Source organism: Candidatus Njordibacter sp. Uisw_002 (assembly GCF_047730155.1).
Lineage (GTDB): Bacteria > Pseudomonadota > Gammaproteobacteria > Pseudomonadales > Balneatricaceae > Njordibacter.
The window spans coordinates 1,774,507-1,797,812 of the sequence record NZ_CP159832.1; the positions used below are offsets into that span (position 1 = coordinate 1,774,507).

The window sequence follows — 23,306 nt, forward strand, 5'->3', positions numbered from 1 at the left end:
TGCACCACTAGTTTCAAAATTCCAGCCTGTCGGCTTGAGCAATCTGCTCCTTATACACCCAATCAACTACATTTTGATCAGGTTGATATTCAGGCACAAGCTGTTGCAACATACTACGTATCATCAGCACATCACCATTCACCGCTGCAATTCGTAATGTGGTGATCATGGGTTGTAGCTCACTCCATGGTAAAAACTTTTCATTAGCTTTCATAATGCGTGGATGTTGCGTGGTTTGTGGATTATTACCTATCAAAAGTTCTTCATAAAGCTTTTCACCTGGGCGTAAGCCCACCACTTCAATGGCAATGTCGCCTTTTGGTGAGTTTTCATCTTTCACTCTAAAACCAGAAAGCTGAACCATCCTGCGTGCTAGGTCAATTATTTTAACCGGCTCACCCATATCAAGCACATACACTTCGGCTTCACTACTAACCCTAGCATCCCCACCAATTCTGTCAGTACTTATTCCAGGGCCAATTCCTTTACTAGGGCCGCCTGCCATAGCACCGGTTTGCATCACTAGCTGAGCAGCTTCGGGAATAGTCATGAAATAACGGATGATATCCTGATGAGTTAAAGTAATTGGCCCGCCTTGGGCAATTTGTTGCCTAAAGTAAGGCACCACAGAACCAGAAGAACCCAATACATTACCAAAACGAACCATGGCCAATTGAGTAGTACGAGGAATTTGTGCAGAAGGCTTGCCATCCCACATAGGTTCGAATGAAGGATTTTGTTCTGCTGCCAACGCCTGCAGGACAAGCTCACAGCAACGTTTACTAGCACCCATGGCATTAGTAGGGTTAACCGCCTTGTCAGTACTAATCAATATAAACCGCTCTACCTGCCGCTCTATGGCCACCTTGGCCATCACCAACGTACCTAACACATTATTTTTTACACATTCGGCTATATTGTGTTCAACAATAGGCACATGTTTTACCGCAGCGGCATGGTAAATAATATTCGGCTTCCAAGTGAGGATAATATCGCTTACACGGCTTTCATCCGCCACCGAACCAAGCAACGGTATTATAGTGGGCACTAGCCCAACAGCACTGTTATTACCTTTCTCACTGGATGCCTGAGATGAGGCAAGGTGATGATTAGTATCTAGCAGTTCGTTGTATAATGTATATAGCGAAAATTCGCTTAACTCAAATAATAACAACACCTTTGGCTTACGCTGCAATATTTGCCTACACAGCTCGCTACCAATACTTCCACCTGCGCCAGTCACCATAACGGTTTTGCCCGTAACTTGCTGTTGTAGCAGTACTTCGTCTGGTTCTGCAGGCTCCCGTGATAACAAATCATTGATATCCAAATCGTGTAGATCTGCATAATCAGCTTTGCCTAGGGCCATAGCAATCAACCCTGGCAAAGTACGAATACGTACATTCAAGGGCCGCAAGTGTTCTATAATCACGCTACGTTGCTTACGGGTAATGGATGGCATTGCAAGCAATACGTCATCCACCTGATGGCTAACCACAAAATTCTGTAATTTTTCTTGAGATATAATGGGCACACCCAGCAAGTCCCGCCCCTGTAGCTCCATGCCATCATCTACAAAAGCCAACAGTACACATTCACGGCTTTGCCCCAATCCAATGGCCAATTGCCTACCTGCAGCACCCGCACCAAAAATCACCACCCGTGATTGGTGAGACCCGACTGCGCCGGCACCAGCGCCTCTCTTTATATGTTTTATACGAACTGAATCTTCAATCTTACGCAGTAACCAACGCGCAAACATACGAGAACCACCAACAGCCAGCACAGCCACCATGGCATTAATGGGCACAACAGACCGCGGCACTCCCTCCACACCGCTTAAAAAAGCCACCAACCCCCATAGTACCGCATACATCATAACGGCCTTGACAATAGACCATACAGCCCTCATACCCAAGTACCGAATAATCGCCCTATACAGCCCAAAATGAGCAAACACAGGCACGGCAAACACTGGAGCAAACAGCACCAGCAATACTATAGGGTTATTCACGCCTCCGCTGGGCCAGTACCAATTATCCAAGCGTAGTGAAAACGACAGCCAAAGTGCGCCTATCAGCAATACAGAATCTGCAGCAATGAGAATGCTTCGCTTTGCTGGGCGGGGTATAGCGAGGATGTGTTTAAAAATAGTGTACATACGTTATTCGTCTACTTTTGAGCTTCGTTCAGTACGCTTGTGATAACTCTACAAGTCTTATCAATTTCTTCAACAGTCAATGTTGGATGCACCAAAAACATCAAAGATGTCTCTCCAAGCTCTTGGGCGTTTGGCAATCGTTTTTCAGGACGAAAAGCTGCATTGTCAAAAGCATGCTCTAAATAGACTTCAGAGCACGATCCAGAATAACAGGGGACTCCCTGTAGATTAATCTCTTCCATTATTCGGTCACGATTCCAATCGACATTTAATGCATCAGAATCAACAAACACATACGCCTTATAACCTGCATGGTCTATATATTCAGGAACGGTAGGAACACGTAACCCAGGTAGATTTTTAGCTGTTTTCCAGATTCTATTGGAGTTTTCTACACGCTTAGCAGTCCAATCTTGCATACGTTTTAATTGAACACGACCAATGACCGCTTGCATTTCGGTCATACGCCAATTGGTTCCAAACGAATCGTGCAACCAACGAAATCCTGGAGCATGCTCTCGTTCATAAATTGATTTCCAAGACTTACCATGATCTTTGTAAGACCACATTTTCGACCACAATTCACGGTCATTAGTAGTCACCATGCCACCCTCACCACCGGTAGTCATTATTTTATCTTGGCAAAAACTCCAACAGCCAATATGCCCAATTGACCCGACTGGCTTACCCTTGTATTTAGCACCATGTGCCTGAGCACAGTCTTCAACTACAAACAAATCAAACTCATTTGCTAAAGCCATCATCTCATCCATTGCGCATGGCCAGCCTGCTAAATGGACACAGAGTATTGCTTTTGTTTTAGGGCTGATTTTTTCACGAACGGATTCTGGGGTGATGTTTTGCGAATCTTTAGAAACATCAGCAAAGATAGGTAATGCACCCACATTCACAATTGACGATACAGACGCTAAAAAGGTACGAGATGTCACAATGATCTCATCTCCGACGCCAATATCTAAAGCTTTGAAGGCTAAATCCAAAGCTACTGTTCCATTCATCACAGCCACACTGTACTCAGCATGGCACCAAACAGAAAACTCCTTTTCAAACTCTCTGCATTCAGTTCCCGTCCAGTAATTCACCTTATTCGATAATAAAGCGGAAGATACTTGATCCGCTTCTTCTTGTGTAAACGAAGGCCATGGGGAAAATACTGTGTTTAACATGTTAACTCTTTAAACTCATCGATCCAAACGCTAGTTGCTTGAATATAATTATTAGTTAAAGGATGAACTCGAGTATATTTATTAAGAATACCTATAGAGCTCCATCCTAATCTTTCAGGGGCAATAAAATCTTTTTTAGGATTGTCTGCAACATACACTATTGATTTATTAGGATGTTCACGTTGAATGGCTATAAATGAATCTGGCTCAGGTTTACCAACACCAACTTCTTCAGATATAAAAATATATTCAAAAAAACATTCAATATCTAAAGAAACAATTTTTAGTCGTTGAGTTATACTTCTACCATCAGTGATCAAATATATAGGTATATTTTTCTTATTGAGCTTCTCAAGAATTGACATTACACCTTCATGTAATTTTATATTCGGCGTGTGATATCTGTAGGATAAAATCAAATGTTCTTTTAGTATTGTTGGTAATTTGTGCTCAGAAATAACATAAGAAAAAACATCAGGAACCTTTTCATTTAAAGCTTTTATAAAAGTTTCATAAGTATTTTTTGAATATAACCTCTCGATCAAATCCGATGAAAACTTATACCCCGACAAAATATAATCCATTTCAGAGTAAAGAGTGTCATCTAAATCAAATACAATTACATCATAATCTAAAAGGTTAGCCATTAGAAATTAACACCTCAGCGTCATAACGAAGCATAACTAGTTGATCTTCCCAGTCATCTGTATAGGATAGTTTTTGATCTAAAAAGACTTCCCTTAATAAAAACTCAGGGTACTTTGCTCCTGCCGCATTACTGAGAGGAAATCCCCCTCCGAACCTTGGATTGATTTCAATACCATAAATTTGATCAGTTGTTTTTGACTTGAAAACTTGAAGTGTTAAACAACCAAAAGCTGTTTCAAGCTTAGACATTGATTCTTTAAGTAAATTGATCAGTTTTTTATTGGTGCGTCCCTTGCTTATTTCTCCACCCCTAACCTCTACTCTTTGCCTAGGAACCATGCAAATAAGTTCACTCTGTTGGGTGTAATATACATCAACAGTATATTCATCAAACTCTTCGTTAGAAATTATTTCCATGTACATCATCTCTGATTTTGAAATCCCCCAAGTATCAAGCTCACCTTGTGATTGCAATATACGGATATTTTGACTCAAACTTCCTGATATAGGTTTTGAAAAACATGGGAATTTTATATTTTCTAACGGATAGGTAACTGGTACTGGAAAACCAATCTGATAAAACAAGTCATGAGTTAACCTTTTATCTCTGCAAGAAATCACTAATTCGCTATTAGATACAACAAGAGTAATCCCTAAATCTTTAAATTCCAGCTTATATTTAGCAAGTTTTAACAACTCAGTATCTATCGTTGGTACAACTAACTTTATTGATTCTTTAATACAAAGGGTTTTTAATTCATCAATGTATTCGTCTTTAAGTACGTGTGGTAATTCAAAACTTTTATTCAAAATATTACAAGCTGCAGACATGTTTGGGCGTATATCTGAACCAAATACATCTCCTTCGATACTTAGATCTTCAATAGCTTTTTTAAACGCTCTCACAAGTGAAACTCTTCTTCCTGCTGAAAGTACAAGAACATTATTTTTCATTTGTCGATTCCTTTAAATATAGGCATAGTCGCTTCACCATCAGCTGAAATACCCTCGCGCACGACGACTTTTTTGAGTGTAAGCCCGATCACTTTAATATCCAGCCAAAACGAGCGATTATCCACATACCAAACATCCAGTTTAAACTTCTCTTCCCAGCCAATCGCATTACGACCATTCACTTGCGCCCAACCAGACACCCCAGGACGCATCGCATGACGACGCGTCTGCTCTGATGAGTACAAAGGAACATACTCCATTAACAACGGGCGCGGCCCAACTAAAGACATATCACCCTTAACCACATTCCATAACTCGGGCAATTCATCCAAGCTTGAGGAACGTAAAAACTTCCCAAACTTGGTTAAACGCACCGAATCTGACAATAGCTCACCATTGGAATCTCGCTCATCGGTCATAGTACGAAACTTAATCATCTCAAACGGCTTGGTATTTTTACCGGGGCGAATCTGCTTAAACAAAATGGGCGCACCTAATTTAGATCGCACCAACCATGCTACCACTAAATACAGCGGCAGCAATAAAGGCAGGCTTAAGAAAATAAGTGTTAAATCAAATAGTCGCTTCACTTAAACTCCATATCGCGTATTAAAAAAAATTCATTATAAAAATCTTATAAAATTCAGATTCTGAAAAAATGTAACTTAAAGGCCTTTCAAAACCCCTTCAAGTTTTACGGCGTGTACGAATGGTGTGAATTCGCTTAACAAATCTTTATTCATATTAAGTGCGGGCAAGTCAGTTTTTTCTATTTCGTGAAACTGATTAACAAGCGCTGCCACATAAGGTTCTACTACAAAGCCCAGACGATTGCCTTTAACCCATTGTGCAACACTGGTTTCTAAGCCACAAATTGCCAAAATATAACATCCAGAAAAAGCATAAGAAGATGATTTACTGGGGAACGCGTAGTTAGTCACTTCATCTTCAATCGGCATAAGCCCAACAGCGTAAGAACGAATCAGCTTAGCAGCCTCTTTTCCTGGTAAGACGCCTAAATAGGTTACTTGTTCATAACGCTGTGCCAGATTTTTTACATCTGAGCTGTGAACGCCACCACCCGCGAAAACGAACGGTAATTGGCCGTTTTCATTTATATATTGCTCAATAGCTTCAAGTAACAGAGGAATACGCTGTAAACGTCCTGCATTACCACAATAGACAAATCCTTTCGCTCTTTCTTGAAAAGCAGAACTACCTTGCTCATCTTGTACTGAAGGGTTCGTCAGTAACGTTATAGGAATGTTTTTTCCTACACGTTTTACAATGTAACCTTTCATTTGGCCTGTTAAGGTAATGACTGCATTAGCCTTTAACGTAGTGCTAACATCAATAGCTTGTAATAAACGTGTTACCCAGTTAGATCTACCCGTGACAACATGCGTTGCTTCAGGGTGAATATCTTGCAAATGGTAAACAAACTTTTTACCAAACAAACCACAATACCACCGAACAACTAAGGGTGTGAACAATGGAGGATTGGTTGCTACATAAACCCTTGAAGGTCTGTGCCAACATAACGAAAAAAACACAAATATAGTGAAAAGTAACAACTCAAGAACACGTGAAAAAATACTGCTAGATGAGTTGGTTATACTCGGCAACGTTGCAAAAACAATACCATTACCACGTGATGCAGCCTTAAGGTTCGCATGGAAATCTTTTTTTATCTGAGTAATAACAACTGGCTGTGCATATTTTTCAAGCGCCTCAGATAACAAAAGCAATGCTTCACCAATAGCAGGATTTTCAGGCCAAAAACTACGACTTATTATTGCTATTTTTTCTTTCGCCTGCGACATATTTAATATTTCTTCCAAACCACACGATTCACATAGTCGGTGTAGCTATGAATAATACGGACAATTTTATCAGACACATTGGGCATAGAATAATCATAAATTTGACGAATAAGCCGCTCGTCATCCCTAGGCTGGGACTCTAGGATAGCTAAGCCCTGCATTATTCGTTCAACGCCTAATCCAGCCATAATGACTGCAGCCTCTTCCATACCTTCAGGCCTTTCGTGCGCTTCACGCAAGTTCAAAGCAGGGAAATTTAAAATAGAGGATTCTTCGTTAATGGTGCCACTATCTGAGAGAGTAGCTTTAGATGACACTTGCAGCTTGTTATAGTCTTTAAATCCTAATGGCTTCAATAATTGAACCAAGGGGTTAAATTGCACTCCCATTGCATCTACACGCTTTTGGGTACGTGGATGAGTAGAGACAATAACGGGCATTTGATAAGTCTCTGCTATGGTATTTAAAGATTCAACTAAATTTGAAAAGTTTTTATCTGAATCGACATTTTCTTCTCGGTGAGCACTGACAACAAAGAATTTATGTTTTTGTAGTCCTAATCGCTCTAACACATCAGAAGAGTCAATACCGTCACGGTATGTGTTCAGCACCTCAAACATAGGACTGCCAGTTTTAATAATCATATCCGCGGGCAAACCTTCACGCAAAAGATAGTCGCGGGCAATGCTACTATAGGTAAGGTTAATATCTGCCATATGATCGACTAAACGGCGATTTATTTCTTCTGGCACACGCTGATCAAAACAACGATTACCGGCTTCCATATGAAAGGTTGGAATCTTTCTGCGTTTAGCAGACAGCACAGCCATGCAACTATTCGTATCGCCTAGCACTAGCATCGCTTCTGGATTTACTTCTGCTAAAACTTTATCTACACCAATGATCACATTTCCAATGGTCTCAGCAGCAGAACCTCCTGCAACACCTAAAAAATAGTCTGGCTTGCGAATACCCAAATCGTTAAAGAAAATTTCATTTAACTCATAATCATAGTTTTGGCCAGTATGTACAAGAACATGTTCACAATGCTGATCCAGCTTTGGAATAACACAAGCCAGGCGGATGATTTCGGGGCGTGTGCCAACCACTGTTACAATTTTAATTTTCTTCACTGACATAATTCTTATCCGTATTCTTAAGCTTGAGTGCCAACTGTTTTTGCATAGGTGTCAGGATTTTCTCGGTCAAAAATATCATTGGCCCACAACATAACAAACCTTTCATCATCACCCACATTAGTAATATCATGAGTCCAACCTGTTACAGTTTCAACAATTTCAGGTTGTTCGCCATTTGTATGCAGCTCATGAAACTCACCCGTAAACATGTGACGAAAACGGAAACAGGCTTTTCCTTTCCTCGGTAATCCCACCGATCAAAAAAGCTCAGATTTTCGTCCCATTAGAGATAAAACATCCACCCAAACACCAAAGATATTTAAATTTTTAAAACTTCATCAGATCAATTTTTGATATCACATTTTTGACACCTAACTTCCAATCTGAAGGGCTAACTCCAAAGCTATTTCTTATCTTATGGCACTCTAGTGACGAGTGCACTGGCCGCGCTGCGGCCGTTGGATAATCAGAGGTCTGAACCGAACGAATGAAACCTGGCGTCTTAAAGCCAGAGAAGCTAGCTTCTTCAAAAATAACTCGTGCAAAGTCATACCAAGAACAGGGCTGATCTCCACAATAATGAAATATCCCAGAAGCTGACCTTTCTTCGTTAAGTTGTATCACCATGGTCATAATGGCCTTGGCTATATCCTGTGCATATGTAGGACAACCAATTTGGTCCCCTACAATACTTAATTCATCACGAACCGTTCCCAACCGCACCATTGTTTTTAAGAAGTTATTCCCATATTCACTAAAAACCCATGCAGTCCTAATAATTAAATACTTACATCCCGAGGATTGAATAGCTAACTCACCGTTTAGCTTTGTATGACCATAAACACCCTGAGGGTTAGTCTTATCTAACTCACAATAAGGCACCGTAGAGTTTCCGTCAAACACATAGTCGGTGGAGATATGGATTAACCAGCAGCCTAATTCAAGAGAGATAGCGGCAAGATTATTGACAGCTAAATGATTAATTAGGTCAGCAGTCACCTGATCCTCTTCAGCCTTATCCACTGCAGTATAAGCAGATGCATTAATAACCACATCTGGTGCTATATGTATAATTTTTATCTTGCTCTCTTCGAAATCAGAAATATCAATTTGATCACGTGATGTGAAAATAACATTATACGTTGTATTTTTTAACTGATCGGCCAAGCATCGGCCAAGCTGACCTTTGCAGCCTAAGACAAGTACTCTCATATTTCTACATCAGCTAACTTTGCAGCACTGGCGTCTTTGGGTGATAAAATAGGATTACCTATTGGCCATGGAATGCCCAAATCGGAATCGTCCCATAAAATACATCCCTCATCAGAAGGGTCATAATAATCAGTGCACTTATATTCAAAATCAGCCATATCTGATAAAACCACAAACCCATGGGCAAAACCTGGTGGTACCCATAGTTGAATTTTATTTTCTTCTGAAAGAACAACACCTTCCCACTGACCATAGGTTGGCGAACCATGTCGAATATCGACAGCCACATCGTAAACTTCCCCGCTCACGACCCTAACTAACTTACCTTGGGGTTTCTTTTTTTGAAAGTGTAACCCACGTAATACACCCTTGGATGACCGGGAATGATTATCCTGCACAAAAGGCAACGCAATTCCGGCTAGCTCGGAATATCTATGAGCCTGAAACGTCTCTAAAAAAAAACCACGACCATCCCCAAAAACCCTAGGTTCGATAATCACACAATCTTGTAATTTTGATTTAGTCACTTTCATCGATAGCCCTCAGCGACTTTAAATAAATATTTACCATAGCTAGTTTTTTTAAGCGAAGCCGCTTTTTTAAGTAATAATGCCTTAGATAACCAACCGTTGTGGTACGCAATTTCCTCTAGACACGCAATTTTTAACCCCTGACGATGTTCAACAGTTTGCACAAACATACCTGCCTCCATCAAAGAGTCATGAGTTCCTGTATCTAACCAAGCAAAACCGCGCCCAAGCAACTCAACTTTAAGATCGCCTCTTACCTGATAGGCAATATTAATATCAGTGATTTCTAGTTCTCCTCGGTGTGATGGAACAATAGATTTAGCAATTTTAACCACGTCATTATCATAAAAATATAAGCCCGTTGCAGCGTAGTTGGATTTAGGTCTACTAGGTTTTTCTTCTATAGAAAGAACCTTTCCATCATTATCAAATTCTACTACCCCAAATCGTTCTGGATCACTTACATGGTAAGCAAAAATAGTTGCCCCACTGACCTGGGATGAGGCGGCTTTCAAATTTTCAGTGAAATTTTGACCATAAAAAACATTATCACCAAGTACTAGCGCAACGTTAGAATCACCAATAAACTCCTCTCCAATAATGAATGCTTGAGCAAGACCGTCGGGACTATCCTGAATAGCATATTCAATATTAAGGCCAAAGTCATGACCATTACCGAATAAGCGCTGAAAACCTGATATATCATCGGGCGTTGAGATAACCAATATATCCCTAATGCCAGCTAGCATTAATACAGACATTGGATAATAGATCATTGGCTTATCAAAAATAGGTAATAACTGTTTTGAGACACCTATGGTAATTGGATGTAGACGTGACCCCGTGCCTCCTGCCAATACAATACCTTTGTAGTCTGAATCCATATTAATCTCCTACCCTGTCTAGTTTATATTCACCTGTGAGTATCCTACCCCACCATTCTCGGTTATCTAAATACCATTGAACAGTCTTTCTCAGACCACTTTCAAAAGTTTCCTCCGGCACCCAACCAAGCTCAGATTCAATCTTAGAGGCATCAATAGCATATCGAACGTCGTGACCAGGGCGGTCATTTACAAAGGTAATTAAATCCCGATATAAACCTAAATCGTCAGGTTTCTGAGGAGACAGCTCCTCTAGAAGGTCACAAATGGTCTCAACAACTTTAAGATTAGTTTTCTCATTGTGACCACCAACATTATAGGTTTCACCTAACTTACCTTCACATAAAACTGCCAACAAAGCTTTAGCATGATCTTCAACATACAGCCAATCTCGTATTTGCAACCCGTCACCATAAATAGGCAGCGGCTTGCCATGGATGGCATTAAGAATTACGTGAGGAATAAGCTTCTCAGGGAAGTGATACGGACCGTAATTGTTAGAACAGTTAGTCACAACCACAGGCAAACCATAGGTACGATACCAAGCGCGGACTAAGTGGTCAGAGCCAGCTTTAGACGCCGAATAGGGAGAGCTTGGAGCGTAAGGCGTGGTTTCAGTAAAAAGGTCTTCGGTGCCGTGCAGATCGCCATACACTTCGTCGGTTGAAATATGATGGAACATAAAGCCAGCCTTGCTCAGCGAATCAAGCCCCATCCAGTACTCCCGAGCCGCTTCAAGCATAGTGTATGTGCCGAGCATATTTGTCTCAATAAATGCCGCCGGGCCATCTATAGAGCGGTCAACATGAGACTCAGCAGCAAGGTGCATGACTTTGTCAGGCTTATGCTCATTGAACACACGCTTTACCTCATCAATGTTACAGATATCGACGCGTTCAAAGATATATAAAGGGTCCTCACTAACATCAAGAAGCGAATCTAGATTACCGGCATAGGTCAACTTGTCAAGATTAACAACATGGTATTGCTTTTCTACTATTATATGGCGAATAACGGCCGAGCCAATAAACCCTGCTCCTCCAGTGACTAAAACTTTCAAACTCTCATCCTTTTAAAATTAGTTATAAATCAAGCTTTATTTACCCTCATATAATGGCGAAGTCCATATAAAAAGGTGAAGTTAAAGTATGTATTTATATTATATTAAATTATAAACATAATTTTCACTCTACAAATCCCTTCATATCTCCTGAAGTAATTATTACCATTTCATGTCCTAATCTTACTAGCTATATCGCAAGCTCATGGAACATTTTTGCGTGGACTAACTTGCTAGATGGTGGATACGCATCAGGTAGTAGAGCAATACTTATACTAGTATTGCTTCCAAACGACTCTCCTAACATAGTCAGTATAACTATGAATAATTCGAACCACCTTATCCGCAACATTTGGCATACTATAATCGTATACTGGGCGAAGTAACCGCTCCTCACCCGATGGTTGAAATTTAAGCACATTAAGAGCTTGCATAACACGTTCAACACCCAGCCCAACCATCATCACCAAGGCTTCCTCCATACCTTCCGGGCGCTCATGAGCTTCTCGAATATTTAATGCAGGAAAATTCATGATTGATGATTCTTCATTAATAGTACCGCTATCGGATAATACCACCTTTGCATTTTTCTGAAGGTTATTGTAATCATGGAAACCCAAAGGCTTAAGTAGTCGGATTTTTTTATGGAATTCAATCCCTTGAGACTCAATTCGATTCCGTGTTCGTGGATGAGTAGAAACAATAATAGGTAGGTCGTAATATTTAGCTACAGTATTGAGTGTTTCCGCAAATCTTGCCAATTGCTTTGGGTCATCTACATTTTCTTCTGTGTGTACGCTTACTAAAAAAACTGCCCTTTAACCAGTTCGAGATAAGATAGCACATCAGAAGAATCAATTTGAGGCATATAATAGTTTAATACCTCAAACATAGGGCTACCTGTTTTAATAACACGATCCGCAGGAAATCCCTCGGCTATGAGATAATCTCGAGCAATACTACTGTAAGTTAGATTAATATCGGCAGTATGATCTACTATACGCCGGTTTGTTTCTTCTGGAACACGTTGGTCAAAACAGCGGTTCCCGGCTTCCATATGGAAGATCGGTACTTTACGTCGTTTAGCTGAAATAACTGAAAGGCAAGAGTTGGTATCACCCAACACCAACATCGCATCGGGTTGAATTTCTTCCAACACTTGATCTACCTATATAATTATCTCCCCGATAGTTACAGCCGCATTTTTACCCGCAGTATTTAAAAAGTAATCCGGTTTTCGTATGCCAAGATCCTTAAAGAAAACTTCATTTAATTCAAAATAATAATTTTGGCCAGTATGAACTAATACATGATCACAATATTCATCTAGCCGAGCTAAAACTCTAGATAGACGAATGATCTCAGGTCGTGTTCCTACGACTGACATCACTTTCAATTTTTTTTGGTTGTATCAAATCTTGAATTATAGAGGTCTCGTAAAAGTATCAGGGGATTCCCTGTCAAAAATCTCATTTGCCCATAACATAACGATTAATTCTTCTTGACCGATATTTGTTATATCGTGGCTCCAACCAGGAACAGTCTCAACAACTTGAAGGTTCGAACTATCTACATCTAAGCTGTAGCGCTCACCTGTTATGATTTGTTCAAATTTGAAGCGAGCACTCCCTTTAATCACCAAAAATTTTTCGTTCTTTGAATGGTGGTAATGTCCACCTCGAGTAATACCAATATTCGCAGTAAAGAATGAAAATTGTCCACTCTTAGAGGTTTTTAACATTTCGCTAAAAGAACCCCGCTCATCTGCATAAGAAGGAATACTATAAACAAACTGTTCAGGGTTAAAATAACTCAAGTAGGTTGAATATAGTGCACGAGTGAAACCTATGCCAACATCATTAATTAAAAGGGATTCACGGCTTACCTTAAAGCTTCGAAGAAGGTTTGCGACTTCACCAACCGTGGTATCAAACAAAGGTGAGATGTTAACAAAACCGCTTGCCTGTTTTTTTTTAAGTAAACCAATAAATGCATTACAGACATCATCGATATAAACCAGATGAAGCTTTGAACTTTCATCGTGGATCGTGATTGGAAAATCATTAACAATGTTATGACAAAAAGTCGCTATCACAGAATTATAATTGGGTTTACACCATTTACCAAACACGTTAGGTAAACGGTATATATAAACTGGTGCACCACATTTTTCTTGATACTTTAAAACTGCTTCCTCAGCTAACGCTTTACTCTCGCCATATGGGTTCGAAAATTGAGCTTGAATAGAAGACGACAATACTACTGGAATATAACGGCCTATACGCATTAACTCATCAAGTAATTTTTGAGTTAAATCCAAATTTCCAGAAAAAAATTCAGATTCTTTTTTGGGTCGATTAACACCAGCTAAATGGAAAACAAAGTCAACTTCTGATAATTTAGGTTTTAACTGTTCGAAAGTATGACTCCTATCACACTCAATAATATCGTCGAACCCTTGTTCTCGTAGTCGAACTAAAAGATTCTTTCCAATGAAGCCTTGTACACCCGTGACCAAAATGCTCATGTTATGAATCCAAGTTATATTCTTGCCCTGCTACAACAGCTCGAATAAACTCAAGCTTGAGCAAAAGTTTCTGCATCTCTTCAATATTTAATCTTTTCGTGTTGTGAGAGTTGTAATCCTCAAGTTGACTAACCTTTTGATCGCCTTCTTCCACGAACTTACCGTAATTTAAGTCGCGGTTATCTGGTTGTACTCGGTAATAATCCCCCATATCGATGGCACCAGCCATCTCTTCGCGACTCAACAGTGCTTCGTAAAGTTTCTCACCATGACGAGTCCCGATGATATTGACTTGATGCTCCTCCTTTCCCATCAATCCAAGAAAAGCACAAGTTAGGGTATCAATTGTTACAGCAGGTGCTTTTTGAACAAAAATATCTCCATTATCACCATGTTCAAACGCATAAATTACTAGGTCCACAGCATCTTCAAGCGTCATCATGAAACGAGTCATTTTGGGATCAGTAATAGTTATAGGGCTAGAAGAGTTTACTAAATCTACAAAAAGAGGAATGACCGAGCCCCTAGACCCCATTACATTGCCGTAACGAGTGCAACAAATGGTGGTATGTGAGTGCTCTATATTGCGACTTTTAGCAACAATGACCTTTTCCATCATAGCTTTAGATATACCCATTGCATTAATAGGATACACTGCTTTATCAGTACTCAAGCAAACCACTTTTATTACACCGCTAACAACAGCGGCCTCTAAAACATTTTCGGTACCCAGAACATTTGTCTTCACTGCTTCAAGTGGATAAAACTCACACGAAGGCACTTGCTTTAAAGCTGCAGCATGAAAAATATAATCGACTCCACGAGTCACATTCAATACAGATTGATAGTCTCTTACATCTCCTAGATAAAATTTAAGCTTCGTACTACTATATCTTTTACGCATATCATCCTGTTTCTTTTCATCTCTACTAAATATGCGTATCTCCGCGATATCTGACGATAAAAAACGCTTTAAAACTGCGTTGCCAAACGAGCCTGTCCCACCTGTAATTAGTAAAACCTTATCTTTAAACACCATTGTAATTTTTACCTTGAGAAATTTTAGTTAAAAAGCCAAACGTATCATCGGCACACTTAGACCAGCAGTAGCTTTCAGCCAGCTTATATGCATTGGTAGCCAATGTTTCTTGTAACTCGATATCCGAAATGATTCTTAAAATCGCCGCAGAAATCGAAGCGGAGTTGTATGGATTGAAATAACAACCAGCTGCTTTTAAAACTTCCGGCATAGGACCTTTTTCCGAACACACAATAGGCAATTGCGACGCCATACCTTCAATTAGAATATTTGGTAAATTCTCACAACTCGAAGCAAAAACAAGTAGATCTGCGCTACTATACAAAGCATGAAGATCATCAAAAGCAATATATCCAGTCATCTTTAACACTTTGCCATCTGGATCTAAGCTATTCAGCAATCTTTTGCAAGACCGCCCATATCGACCATCGCTAGTACCTATGAACTCTATTTCAACAGGCAGCCCATTATTACTAAGACGCCAAACTGCTTCCATAACCTCTTTTTGATGTTTGTAGGGCATAAACATCGAGACATAAATTATTTTTAGCGGTCGTTTTGAACAAAAATCATCAAATCTACGATGTATTCTTGCGGGTTTAAAAAATCTAGGCTCGATACCGTGTGGTATTAAAACTGTCTCAGCTTTTATGCTATTAAGTGCTTTTATGACATTAGTTCTTGCATACTCCGTTAAGAAAATCACACCTTGTGCTCGGCGAAAAGAGTTACCTTGTACAAAACGTAATATCCACATCTTAAGTCTCATCAAGCTAAACCGACCGAATAAAAAGGATTCTGACGCCTCAAATGGCAGCATGTTTTGAGACATGGTTACACCTGGAACTGAGTTCATCTTCGGTAAAGTCCCTCCAGGGGAAAATACAACATCAGGATTTTCAGAACTTATTACGCCAGGAAAATTAAAGAGGTAACCCCAGATACGAAACAGGAAGTTGGAATCCATCCAGGGTAACCATTTCTTTTCAAGCCACGGTCGCTCGGGCAGTTTTTCAGCCGTAGCTCGAGAACTCCAAATTACTACCCGACCAACATTGGACCCCTCAATGTTAAATGCAGATATTAGATTAACGAGATGCGTAACTCCGCCACCGGCTCGTATATTTACTGCATCAATACCTATGGTAATTCGAGGCATGTTTAACTACAACCTTCATCGAAGTTTATACTCTGATTCATACCAATTAGAGAGTTCAATCTGAATGACATAGTAATCCTTTAATTAATTATTGCTGAATTTCAAGAAGTAGTTTTTTAAGCCGAGAATCAATATCATACCCAGAGTTGATCGCCTTATAATACCCTGCGTTTGCTATTCTCACTCTTGCTTCTGGATTTTCTAGATAAAACTTGATTTTTTCCATCATTTCCAATCGGTTTCGAAAGAATTCAGCCTCAACCCCCTCTTTGTAGAGCGAAGCAAGATCGTCAGAATATTCAGATAATAAAAAAGTTTTCGTGGCTGGAATTTCAAAGCATCTGCGCGTGTAGGTATCCCGATTAAGCTTAGATAAAAAGCATAAAGCAATCTTTGAGCCACATAATGCCTTATTGTAATCATTCCCCCAAGCCATTTGAACTGGCTCAAAGTCTCTAAGAATCCTCGAGATTTTCAGTGGATTAGACCAATATTTAGTGGGACCAAACAATCGTAAAGAGTAAGCCTTACTTACAATATCCTCCAACATTTCTAGTCGACCATCAGGCTCATAATGCCCTGCAAAAACCACGTCACATGAAAATTTTTGCTTATCATAAGCGTCAAGCTCAAGGTGGAAGCTTCTATCAGGCACATACCAAGATCTTAGTAAAGAAACCTCTTTAGCTCCAGAAACTTTAAATTCGTCTATATTTTTTTCTCTATAGGCGAATATAAAATCGTACTCAGGAACTGATTTTAAAAAATGACGCCAATAATACTTTGGCTGGGCTTCAGAAAAAGGGTCATCATTGTTGTAGCTTAGGATCTTACAACTCGGCAGAGCCCTTTTAAGCTCCCTAATTGTATTAGCATAAATGTGAGTCCCCCTGTAAATGAATATAATATCTGGTTTGCTACGAATCGTTATTTTAATAAAATCTCTATTTATCCGATGAACAGTAGGTCCAAATAAAAATTTATTTTGAATCCTATCAGTAATTGCCGTTAGCCAAGCTAAAGTAGATTTATTATGAGAAAAGTATTGGGACCACTTAAATGGAACCACCTGATGTCCAAATCTTTTAAAAGACTTACAAAGCTCTTCTTCATGAAGATCTGAGTGCCAATCACCTGCTATTAAGATTTTCATTATTTGTACTTTTTAGATATTCCTAACCTAGGAGTTCGACCGATTTTATACTTAATAAACCGGATAATTCGATCAGTTCTGTCCGACCCGATCAAAAGCAATATAAGGAAATAGCAGTAGAAAAGTGGTTGGCGCCAAAGTCCCAAGACACCTAGCTGAAAACCGTACTTAAGAAAAACCAATTTAGGCTTTTTTGATTGAATTGCTATAATTGGATAAGAGTAATTACCTACATCAGATATAATATTCTTATACACTTTGAGACCTGTACTTTGCTGGACACACTTGGCAATTTCAAACATCCCGCGCATAAAATGAATTGAAGAGTCTGGAGTTTGATCCAACGGGACAAATTTACCTTTCTCCGCATCGCTGTTCCCAAAGTCTGGAGGCGTGCCGTTACGACGTAATGCAATTATTTCTGGAGTGAATACGACGCTGCGAGTAGCGAGAATGTTGCCTGATAAGTAAAGTTGATATAGTAAAGTGCCATCAAACTTATCTGTAAATAATACATTTGCAGAATCCCGATGGAAAACCATACCGGGAATAACAACTGACCGTCTAAAGCCAAGCGATATCGCTCCAACTCCACCCTTGACGACTAATTCCTCAGGAAAATACCTAAACACTTCCTCATGAACTAGTGGGTTTTTTTCAAATGTGGCGTAACTTCTTACAATGACTCCACAAAGTGGTTCGCGTTCGATAATTGATTGGATATGGCTTAACGCTCCGCTACACATCAAATCGTCATTACCCATGAAAACACAATACGTTCCGGTGGCTAACGAGACTAATTCACGAATATTACCATCATATCCAAGGTTTTTTGAATTTTCTTTATAATCAATACTATCTGGGTATTTATCCATATATTGGCGAACGACCTGATTAATTGCCTCTCTCTCAGGAGAACGATCTTCACAAATAAGGACATTAAAATTCGTAAAGTTCTGATCAAAAATAGAGTCCAGAAGATCTGCTAGGAGATGGGCTCGGTTATATGCCGGTATACATACTGTGAGTAATGGCCTTTCTCTGTTCATGTTAAATTCCTCATTGCAATTGCCAACATTATTAAAGCAAACAAGCGACCACCATTTTGGCGACCCTTTAAATGACCTCTAACTAAGTTTCTTACAGATGACATGTCTATCACGGAAGGTAGACCCTCCATACGAGACATCAATCGAGATTCACCTTCAGCTCTTAACCATTCGTTTATTGGAATCGAAAATCCTTGTTTACGAGCTGTATTCAAACTGGACGGCAGTAACTTTTTCGCAAGTAGCTGCTGTATTCTTCTACTTTCACCATCACCAACTTTCCAGTGTGAAGGTATTTCAGAAAAACCAAACTCGATTAGTCGATGGTCTAGGAATGGAGCACGAACTTCTAAGCTATGGGCCATACTTGTACGGTCGACTTTTACTAAGAAGTCATCTGGCAAAATACTTCCAAAATCAGTTCTAGTCATCTGATCCACAGGGTCATCACCAGTCATAAATAAATTCAAGAGGAAATTTTCAGGTGCATCCATGCCTAAACCTAACTGGCAACTCGCTTCGTTTGTAAAGATACGATGCCGTAAATCTACATCGAAATAAGGGCTACCCCAAATAAGTTGCTGGTAAGGACCCTTTCTAAGCGCCGACAGCCTATTTCTACCCTTAATACCTCCAGGTAATTTGCCAGCCATATAAGCAGTAGCTTTGACGAAAGAGCCTGGGATATGACGCAGCCGATGAGCATCAGAAATGTTAGTTGAATAATGACCGTACCCACCAAAAATCTCATCCCCTCCATCACCACCAAGCGCAACTGTCACTTTTTTGCGAGCCATACCGAATACTAGCCAAGCTGGCAGTATGGAGGAATCAGCTATTGGTTCATCAATGAACGGCGCAAGTCCATCCAATATATCGAGACTGGGTCGATCCAAGTCTAATACGGTATGCCGTGTTCCAAAGTGACTAGCAATTATTTGAGCGTAGTGGGATTCATCCAACTTAGAACCAGGAAGCGCTATTGTGAACGTTTCGATCGGTCTAGAGCTTGCGTGTGCAGCTGCAGCGGTAACTAAAGAAGAATCAAGCCCTCCAGACAGCAAAACGCCTACTGGAACATCAGCCTCCAAACGCAAAGAAACAGAGTCGAGAATCAACTCCCAAGCCTTATCCACTAAAATGGATGGTGTTTTGTGTTGTTCCGCAATATTCTTAGGAACCGTCCAATAACGACGCAACGACATTGTATTCGTAGATAACTCTAGTCTTCCACAATGTCCAGCTGGGAGCTTTTTAACGCCGCTAAACAAACAAAGATCAAAAGGAACATAACCGAGAGCCAAATAGTAGTTTAATGCTGTAAGGTCTATTTCTCCCCTATCAGGAATTGACTTGAGTTCAGAAGCAAAACTATAACCATTTCTAGTTTCAGAATAGTAAAAAGGTTTTTCTCCAGCACGGTCACGAGCTAAGAATAAAAACGCATTATCTAAACCTTTAGATTGGTCATAAATAACAAAAGAAAACATCCCATTGAAATACTGAAGACATTCCTCACCCCACTCAATATAGGCAGCAAGTAAAACCTGAGTGTCGCTAGAACCTTTAAATTCACGCCCTAGATGTTCAAGCACCCTCCGTATCTCTCTAAAGTTATATATCTCACCATTGAACACGACTGAATACAATCCACAAGTACTTTGCATTGGCTGATGACCATCGGAGGATAGATCGACAATCGACAACCTTCGATGGGCAAAAGCAACTCTTTGGCATGGGGAAATCCAAAAACCGTCGCTGTCTGGACCACGGTGAGCAATGGCCTGATTAGCCAAAGCTAAAATATCTTTTTCAACACTCCCTATCTTTGGGGAGGTTAATATCACGAAACCACACATTATTTAGATTTCTCTCTATGCTGTCGAATATTATTCACTAATCTGGGCCTTTTCATTGCAAAAACTCTGGATAGAAAATACAAAAAAAATCCGGGATATAGAAAAGTTTTAAGAAGATTCATAAAATCTGACCTTAATGAATTTACCAGTCCGAATAGAAATGAGAATAGCAGTATCATAAACAATACTCTCAGACGACTTTTTGTCACTCTGTTAGCCATAAAACCTAACAATCCGCCAAGGAAAAAATGGGCTAAAAAGACACCAAAACGCCCGCCAGAATATATTGCTTCAGCCATGAAGCCAAAATCTTGCCCATACCAATTAAACCGCTGATGAAGCTCACTAACCAGAGGTTCACCAAACATATAAAAACCGAAAATAAATTGAGGGAAAAGAGTATTACCAATAGCCTTCAAATAAGACATATAGCCATGCGCGCCTTCAATATTTATTAACTCCAACATCTGAGTATTAACGTGTACTGTCGGCATTGGGCTTAGTGATAATTCGAAAAAAATGGGAATATAAGAAAGAGCAAGTTCAAGGTCCACAAAAAGTATCCCCCAACCTACATCAAACGCTCGATTTAAAGTAAATAGTTGACTACAAAACACTAGTAGCAGTAAAAGTAACGCATGCTTAATTATTGATCTGGATGGTTCATTCCTCATAGAAATCAAAAATAATTTAATAAACACTAGAATAATAGGAATCAGAGAAGCTCGTCGACTGCCGTCAAAGCCTACTATTCCTATATGTAAAAACAGTAAGATCCAATATATAAAGGTGTAATAATTTTCACCACTAAAAATTCTGGAATCGAAGGATATAAGGCCCAATAAAACCATATTCAAGGGAATAAGATAGAAAAACCAAAATGGCTTTATAGAATCTAAAAAGACAACCCTATCGCCAATACCCATCAATTCTATGGCATTTAGATAGCTATATATTTGAAAACAAAAGATTACAGCGAAAAGACTTATCACAATAAAAGACGGAATAGAGAGTGAAACATCTCTTAGACCAAAACTCTTAGCCAAAGAAATCCTGGCATTTTTTTTAACTATGACATAAAGACCACAGTAAAAAGAAATCGCTGCGATTGCCGAGCAAAGCAAGCTCTCATTCAAAAACTCACTAACTATGATTCCATCAAATTTTCCAGTGAAATAAATGAACACTATATATATCCAATAACTACCAGAAAAAAGAAAGCCAACTAGTAAGAGATAAAATCTAAAAAAACCTCGAGAAAAAAATGGTGGGCCCATCCATAAAAAAAAATTCATTACTAGCAGCCCAAGATTAACTTCCATACTAAAGCAAAGCCACTAAAGGAAGTTTTACCTTATTAAATTCAAGAATCTCTGTAACCCCATTATCCCCCCCCAACCAGCACTCACCTAAGTCAACACTATATATCACTATAAACCTACCCATTTACCTTTTGTAACCTCTATTATTCTAAACTCATGCCAAACAATTCATAGCCACTGAAAAATACTTTGCATAAAGTAGGTCACGCCTACCCATAAGAACATATTAACACCTAGCAAACATATATAAGTATCTAATTAAACGCACCTTTAAAAAACTCACAAATTGAGGCTCCTCGACGTTTCGAGTGGGTTAGCCATTGTTTAGTACCACGCCCGCTGGGCTGGCAATCATATAAATCATCGTGATGAAGTTCTTGTTTGTTCGATAGCCACTGGCTCGTGCCCTTGCTGCTTGGAACAAACTGTTTAACCCTTCCATACGAGCGTTTGTGTAGGTTGAAGTCCAGCGCCTTACAACTCGTTCAGCATGCCGATCTAGGGTGGCTACAGCCTTTCTCATGGGCTCAAATATATCGCCTATACCTATGAGACTACGAGCGTAACGAATGAAATTGGTAATACGCCACCGTGCTGCTTGGGGTGTCTTTGCTAGCCTAATCCAGGACAGCTTTTCTTTCACCATCCAAGCCACAGATGTGTGCGTGTCGCTATGAATTAGTTCAAGCAACGCCGCGTGTTGGTTTGCTGTTAAGCTAGATACGCCCCATTTTTTAAGCAGTGCCCATCGACTGTGTTTTGGTAGTTTGTTGTCGCTGTGCTCTTGTTTTAGCACCTCATCTAAACTGCGCGTAAAGGTTTGTACAATGTGGAACCAATCCACAGTAATTTCGGCATTCGGAAGCGTTTGAGCAATGCCGCTAAGGAAAGAAGGCGACATGTCGCAGACCATTTCCAACACGTTGTTTGAATCGCCTTTATGCCCATGTAGGAACGCTTTAAAGTCGCGCAGCGTCTGGGCTCCTTTGCCTGGAGTAGAAAACACGACGGGCATCGAAGCACGTTCTATATCAATAAAAATAGTGACGTAATTATGCCCACGCTTGGATGCTGTTTCATCTAAGCCAATGGCTTTAAGCTGACTCAGATCAAACTGATTAACCGCTTTTTCAACGTAGTGATGCACAACACGCCACAAGCGTTTGTCTGTGACTTCGATATGTCGAGCTACCGCTTTAACGAGCATTTCTCTAACCAGTGACAAGGTGACTCGTTCAAATAATAGTGTGAAGCCACTGCCTTTTCTCGACCACGGTACTTCAAGCAAGTGCACACCATGTTCAGGGCAGTTAACACGTGGCACTTTGGCAGTTATATAACAGTGGTGCTGGAAGAGGTTGAGGTGACGCCGCGTCTTCTTTTGGTATCATGTGTGGGGCACTGTTGCTGGCACTTAGCGCACTGGAATTGCGTGCCACGTTCGGTGCCTACGCTCAACTGTAGTTCATTGGATGACGTTGCCATATCGAGGTGTTGATCAAGCAATTTTCACGGCGCTGTAAGCCCTAGGCCAAGAATTAATACGTCGTTTTTCTGCACTTGATTTCCTCATTGGTTGATCTAAACTGAAGCTAAGATT

General features: G+C 39.9%; 20 protein-coding genes and 2 pseudogenes. All 22 read right to left on the reverse strand.

The annotated features are described in order from the left end of the window. Window positions 1-13 precede the first annotated feature (13 nt). The 22 genes and pseudogenes from ABXT42_RS08415 to ABXT42_RS08520 all read right to left on the reverse strand — a co-directional run bounded on the left by ABXT42_RS08415 (window position 14) and on the right by ABXT42_RS08520 (window position 23,212). Window positions 14-2,161, reverse strand: coding sequence for a polysaccharide biosynthesis protein (locus tag ABXT42_RS08415; RefSeq protein WP_443627708.1), 2,148 nt, complete (start codon window positions 2,159-2,161; stop codon window positions 14-16). An 11-nt stretch (window positions 2,162-2,172) separates the two neighbouring features. Then, window positions 2,173-3,348, reverse strand: coding sequence for a DegT/DnrJ/EryC1/StrS family aminotransferase (locus tag ABXT42_RS08420; RefSeq protein ID WP_443627709.1), 1,176 nt, complete (start codon window positions 3,346-3,348; stop codon window positions 2,173-2,175). Beyond that, the gene (locus tag ABXT42_RS08425) at window positions 3,342-3,995 is read right to left on the reverse strand and encodes an HAD family hydrolase (RefSeq protein WP_443627710.1); all 654 of its coding nucleotides are present in this window, start codon (window positions 3,993-3,995) and stop codon (window positions 3,342-3,344) included. The genes ABXT42_RS08420 and ABXT42_RS08425 overlap by 7 nt, the downstream gene beginning before the upstream one ends. After that, window positions 3,988-4,950, reverse strand: coding sequence for an ATP-grasp domain-containing protein (locus tag ABXT42_RS08430; RefSeq protein WP_443627711.1), 963 nt, complete (start codon window positions 4,948-4,950; stop codon window positions 3,988-3,990). The genes ABXT42_RS08425 and ABXT42_RS08430 overlap by 8 nt, the downstream gene beginning before the upstream one ends. Further along, the gene (locus ABXT42_RS08435; RefSeq protein ID WP_443627712.1) at window positions 4,947-5,540 is read right to left on the reverse strand and encodes a sugar transferase; all 594 of its coding nucleotides are present in this window, start codon (window positions 5,538-5,540) and stop codon (window positions 4,947-4,949) included. The genes ABXT42_RS08430 and ABXT42_RS08435 overlap by 4 nt, the downstream gene beginning before the upstream one ends. Window positions 5,541-5,615: 75 nt before the next feature. Then, complete coding sequence (locus tag ABXT42_RS08440) at window positions 5,616-6,791, reverse strand: glycosyltransferase (protein WP_443627713.1); 1,176 nt, start codon at window positions 6,789-6,791, stop codon at window positions 5,616-5,618. Next, complete coding sequence (wecB, locus tag ABXT42_RS08445) at window positions 6,776-7,912, reverse strand: non-hydrolyzing UDP-N-acetylglucosamine 2-epimerase (protein ID WP_443627714.1); 1,137 nt, start codon at window positions 7,910-7,912, stop codon at window positions 6,776-6,778. The genes ABXT42_RS08440 and wecB overlap by 16 nt, the downstream gene beginning before the upstream one ends. Before the next feature lie 17 nt (window positions 7,913-7,929). Then, window positions 7,930-8,121: a polysaccharide biosynthesis C-terminal domain-containing protein gene (locus tag ABXT42_RS08450; RefSeq protein WP_443627715.1), complete on the reverse strand. Its 192-nt coding sequence runs from the start codon at window positions 8,119-8,121 to the stop codon at window positions 7,930-7,932. A gap of 118 nt (window positions 8,122-8,239) precedes the next feature. Continuing rightward, a complete protein-coding gene (rfbD, locus tag ABXT42_RS08455; protein ID WP_443627716.1) occupies window positions 8,240-9,079 on the reverse strand; it encodes a dTDP-4-dehydrorhamnose reductase in 840 nt (279 codons plus the stop codon). A gap of 41 nt (window positions 9,080-9,120) precedes the next feature. After that, window positions 9,121-9,657 carry a dTDP-4-dehydrorhamnose 3,5-epimerase gene (rfbC, locus tag ABXT42_RS08460; RefSeq protein WP_443627717.1) on the reverse strand — a complete coding sequence of 179 codons (537 nt, stop codon included), beginning with the start codon at window positions 9,655-9,657 and terminating at the stop codon, window positions 9,121-9,123. Continuing rightward, window positions 9,654-10,538 (reverse strand): glucose-1-phosphate thymidylyltransferase RfbA, encoded by an 885-nt coding sequence (rfbA, locus tag ABXT42_RS08465; RefSeq protein WP_443627718.1) that lies wholly within the window; start codon window positions 10,536-10,538, stop codon window positions 9,654-9,656. Before rfbA ends, rfbC begins: the two co-directional genes overlap by 4 nt. 1 nt (window position 10,539) lies before the next feature. Further along, the gene (rfbB, locus tag ABXT42_RS08470) at window positions 10,540-11,598 is read right to left on the reverse strand and encodes a dTDP-glucose 4,6-dehydratase (RefSeq protein ID WP_443627719.1); all 1,059 of its coding nucleotides are present in this window, start codon (window positions 11,596-11,598) and stop codon (window positions 10,540-10,542) included. Between the two features lie 275 nt (window positions 11,599-11,873). Continuing rightward, entirely contained in the window at window positions 11,874-12,359 is a 486-nt protein-coding gene (locus tag ABXT42_RS08475) for a UDP-N-acetylglucosamine 2-epimerase (protein WP_443627720.1), read from the reverse strand. A 41-nt stretch (window positions 12,360-12,400) separates the two neighbouring features. Further along, window positions 12,401-12,985: pseudogene (locus ABXT42_RS08480) on the reverse strand (UDP-N-acetyl glucosamine 2-epimerase). Window positions 12,986-13,021: 36 nt separating this feature from the next. After that, window positions 13,022-14,125: a UDP-2-acetamido-2,6-beta-L-arabino-hexul-4-ose reductase gene (gene wbjC, locus ABXT42_RS08485; RefSeq protein WP_443627721.1), complete on the reverse strand. Its 1,104-nt coding sequence runs from the start codon at window positions 14,123-14,125 to the stop codon at window positions 13,022-13,024. A 1-nt stretch (window position 14,126) separates the two neighbouring features. Then, window positions 14,127-15,164 (reverse strand): polysaccharide biosynthesis protein, encoded by a 1,038-nt coding sequence (locus tag ABXT42_RS08490; RefSeq protein ID WP_443627722.1) that lies wholly within the window; start codon window positions 15,162-15,164, stop codon window positions 14,127-14,129. After that, window positions 15,154-16,323 (reverse strand): glycosyltransferase family 4 protein, encoded by a 1,170-nt coding sequence (locus ABXT42_RS08495; protein WP_443627723.1) that lies wholly within the window; start codon window positions 16,321-16,323, stop codon window positions 15,154-15,156. Before ABXT42_RS08495 ends, ABXT42_RS08490 begins: the two co-directional genes overlap by 11 nt. Before the next feature lie 88 nt (window positions 16,324-16,411). Next, entirely contained in the window at window positions 16,412-17,476 is a 1,065-nt protein-coding gene (locus tag ABXT42_RS08500) for a CgeB family protein (RefSeq protein WP_443627724.1), read from the reverse strand. Further along, complete coding sequence (locus tag ABXT42_RS08505; RefSeq protein WP_443627725.1) at window positions 17,476-18,525, reverse strand: glycosyltransferase family 2 protein; 1,050 nt, start codon at window positions 18,523-18,525, stop codon at window positions 17,476-17,478. The genes ABXT42_RS08500 and ABXT42_RS08505 overlap by 1 nt, the downstream gene beginning before the upstream one ends. Next, window positions 18,522-20,372, reverse strand: coding sequence for an asparagine synthase (glutamine-hydrolyzing) (asnB, locus tag ABXT42_RS08510; protein WP_443627726.1), 1,851 nt, complete (start codon window positions 20,370-20,372; stop codon window positions 18,522-18,524). The genes ABXT42_RS08505 and asnB overlap by 4 nt, the downstream gene beginning before the upstream one ends. Window positions 20,373-20,383: 11 nt before the next feature. Beyond that, window positions 20,384-21,706, reverse strand: coding sequence for an O-antigen polymerase (locus ABXT42_RS08515; protein WP_443627727.1), 1,323 nt, complete (start codon window positions 21,704-21,706; stop codon window positions 20,384-20,386). Window positions 21,707-22,019: 313 nt separating this feature from the next. Next, window positions 22,020-23,212, reverse strand: a pseudogene (locus ABXT42_RS08520) (ISL3 family transposase). Between the last annotated feature and the right edge of the window lie 94 nt (window positions 23,213-23,306).

What these genes read in the sequence shown, in the direction of transcription:
- ABXT42_RS08415 (WP_443627708.1), bottom strand. Translation starts at nt 2,161, where the DNA reads ATGTACACTATTTTTAAACACATCCTCGCTATACCCCGCCCAGCAAAG.
- ABXT42_RS08420 (WP_443627709.1), bottom strand. Translation starts at nt 3,348, where the DNA reads ATGTTAAACACAGTATTTTCCCCATGGCCTTCGTTTACACAAGAAGAA.
- ABXT42_RS08425 (WP_443627710.1), bottom strand. Translation starts at nt 3,995, where the DNA reads ATGGCTAACCTTTTAGATTATGATGTAATTGTATTTGATTTAGATGAC.
- ABXT42_RS08430 (WP_443627711.1), bottom strand. Translation starts at nt 4,950, where the DNA reads ATGAAAAATAATGTTCTTGTACTTTCAGCAGGAAGAAGAGTTTCACTT.
- wecB (WP_443627714.1), bottom strand. Translation starts at nt 7,912, where the DNA reads ATGTCAGTGAAGAAAATTAAAATTGTAACAGTGGTTGGCACACGCCCC.
- ABXT42_RS08450 (WP_443627715.1), bottom strand. Translation starts at nt 8,121, where the DNA reads ATGTTTACGGGTGAGTTTCATGAGCTGCATACAAATGGCGAACAACCT.
- rfbC (WP_443627717.1), bottom strand. Translation starts at nt 9,657, where the DNA reads ATGAAAGTGACTAAATCAAAATTACAAGATTGTGTGATTATCGAACCT.
- rfbA (WP_443627718.1), bottom strand. Translation starts at nt 10,538, where the DNA reads ATGGATTCAGACTACAAAGGTATTGTATTGGCAGGAGGCACGGGGTCA.
- wbjC (WP_443627721.1), bottom strand. Translation starts at nt 14,125, where the DNA reads ATGAGCATTTTGGTCACGGGTGTACAAGGCTTCATTGGAAAGAATCTT.
- ABXT42_RS08490 (WP_443627722.1), bottom strand. Translation starts at nt 15,164, where the DNA reads ATGGTGTTTAAAGATAAGGTTTTACTAATTACAGGTGGGACAGGCTCG.
- ABXT42_RS08495 (WP_443627723.1), bottom strand. Translation starts at nt 16,323, where the DNA reads ATGCCTCGAATTACCATAGGTATTGATGCAGTAAATATACGAGCCGGT.
- ABXT42_RS08500 (WP_443627724.1), bottom strand. Translation starts at nt 17,476, where the DNA reads ATGAAAATCTTAATAGCAGGTGATTGGCACTCAGATCTTCATGAAGAA.
- ABXT42_RS08505 (WP_443627725.1), bottom strand. Translation starts at nt 18,525, where the DNA reads ATGAACAGAGAAAGGCCATTACTCACAGTATGTATACCGGCATATAAC.
- ABXT42_RS08515 (WP_443627727.1), bottom strand. Translation starts at nt 21,706, where the DNA reads ATGGAAGTTAATCTTGGGCTGCTAGTAATGAATTTTTTTTTATGGATG.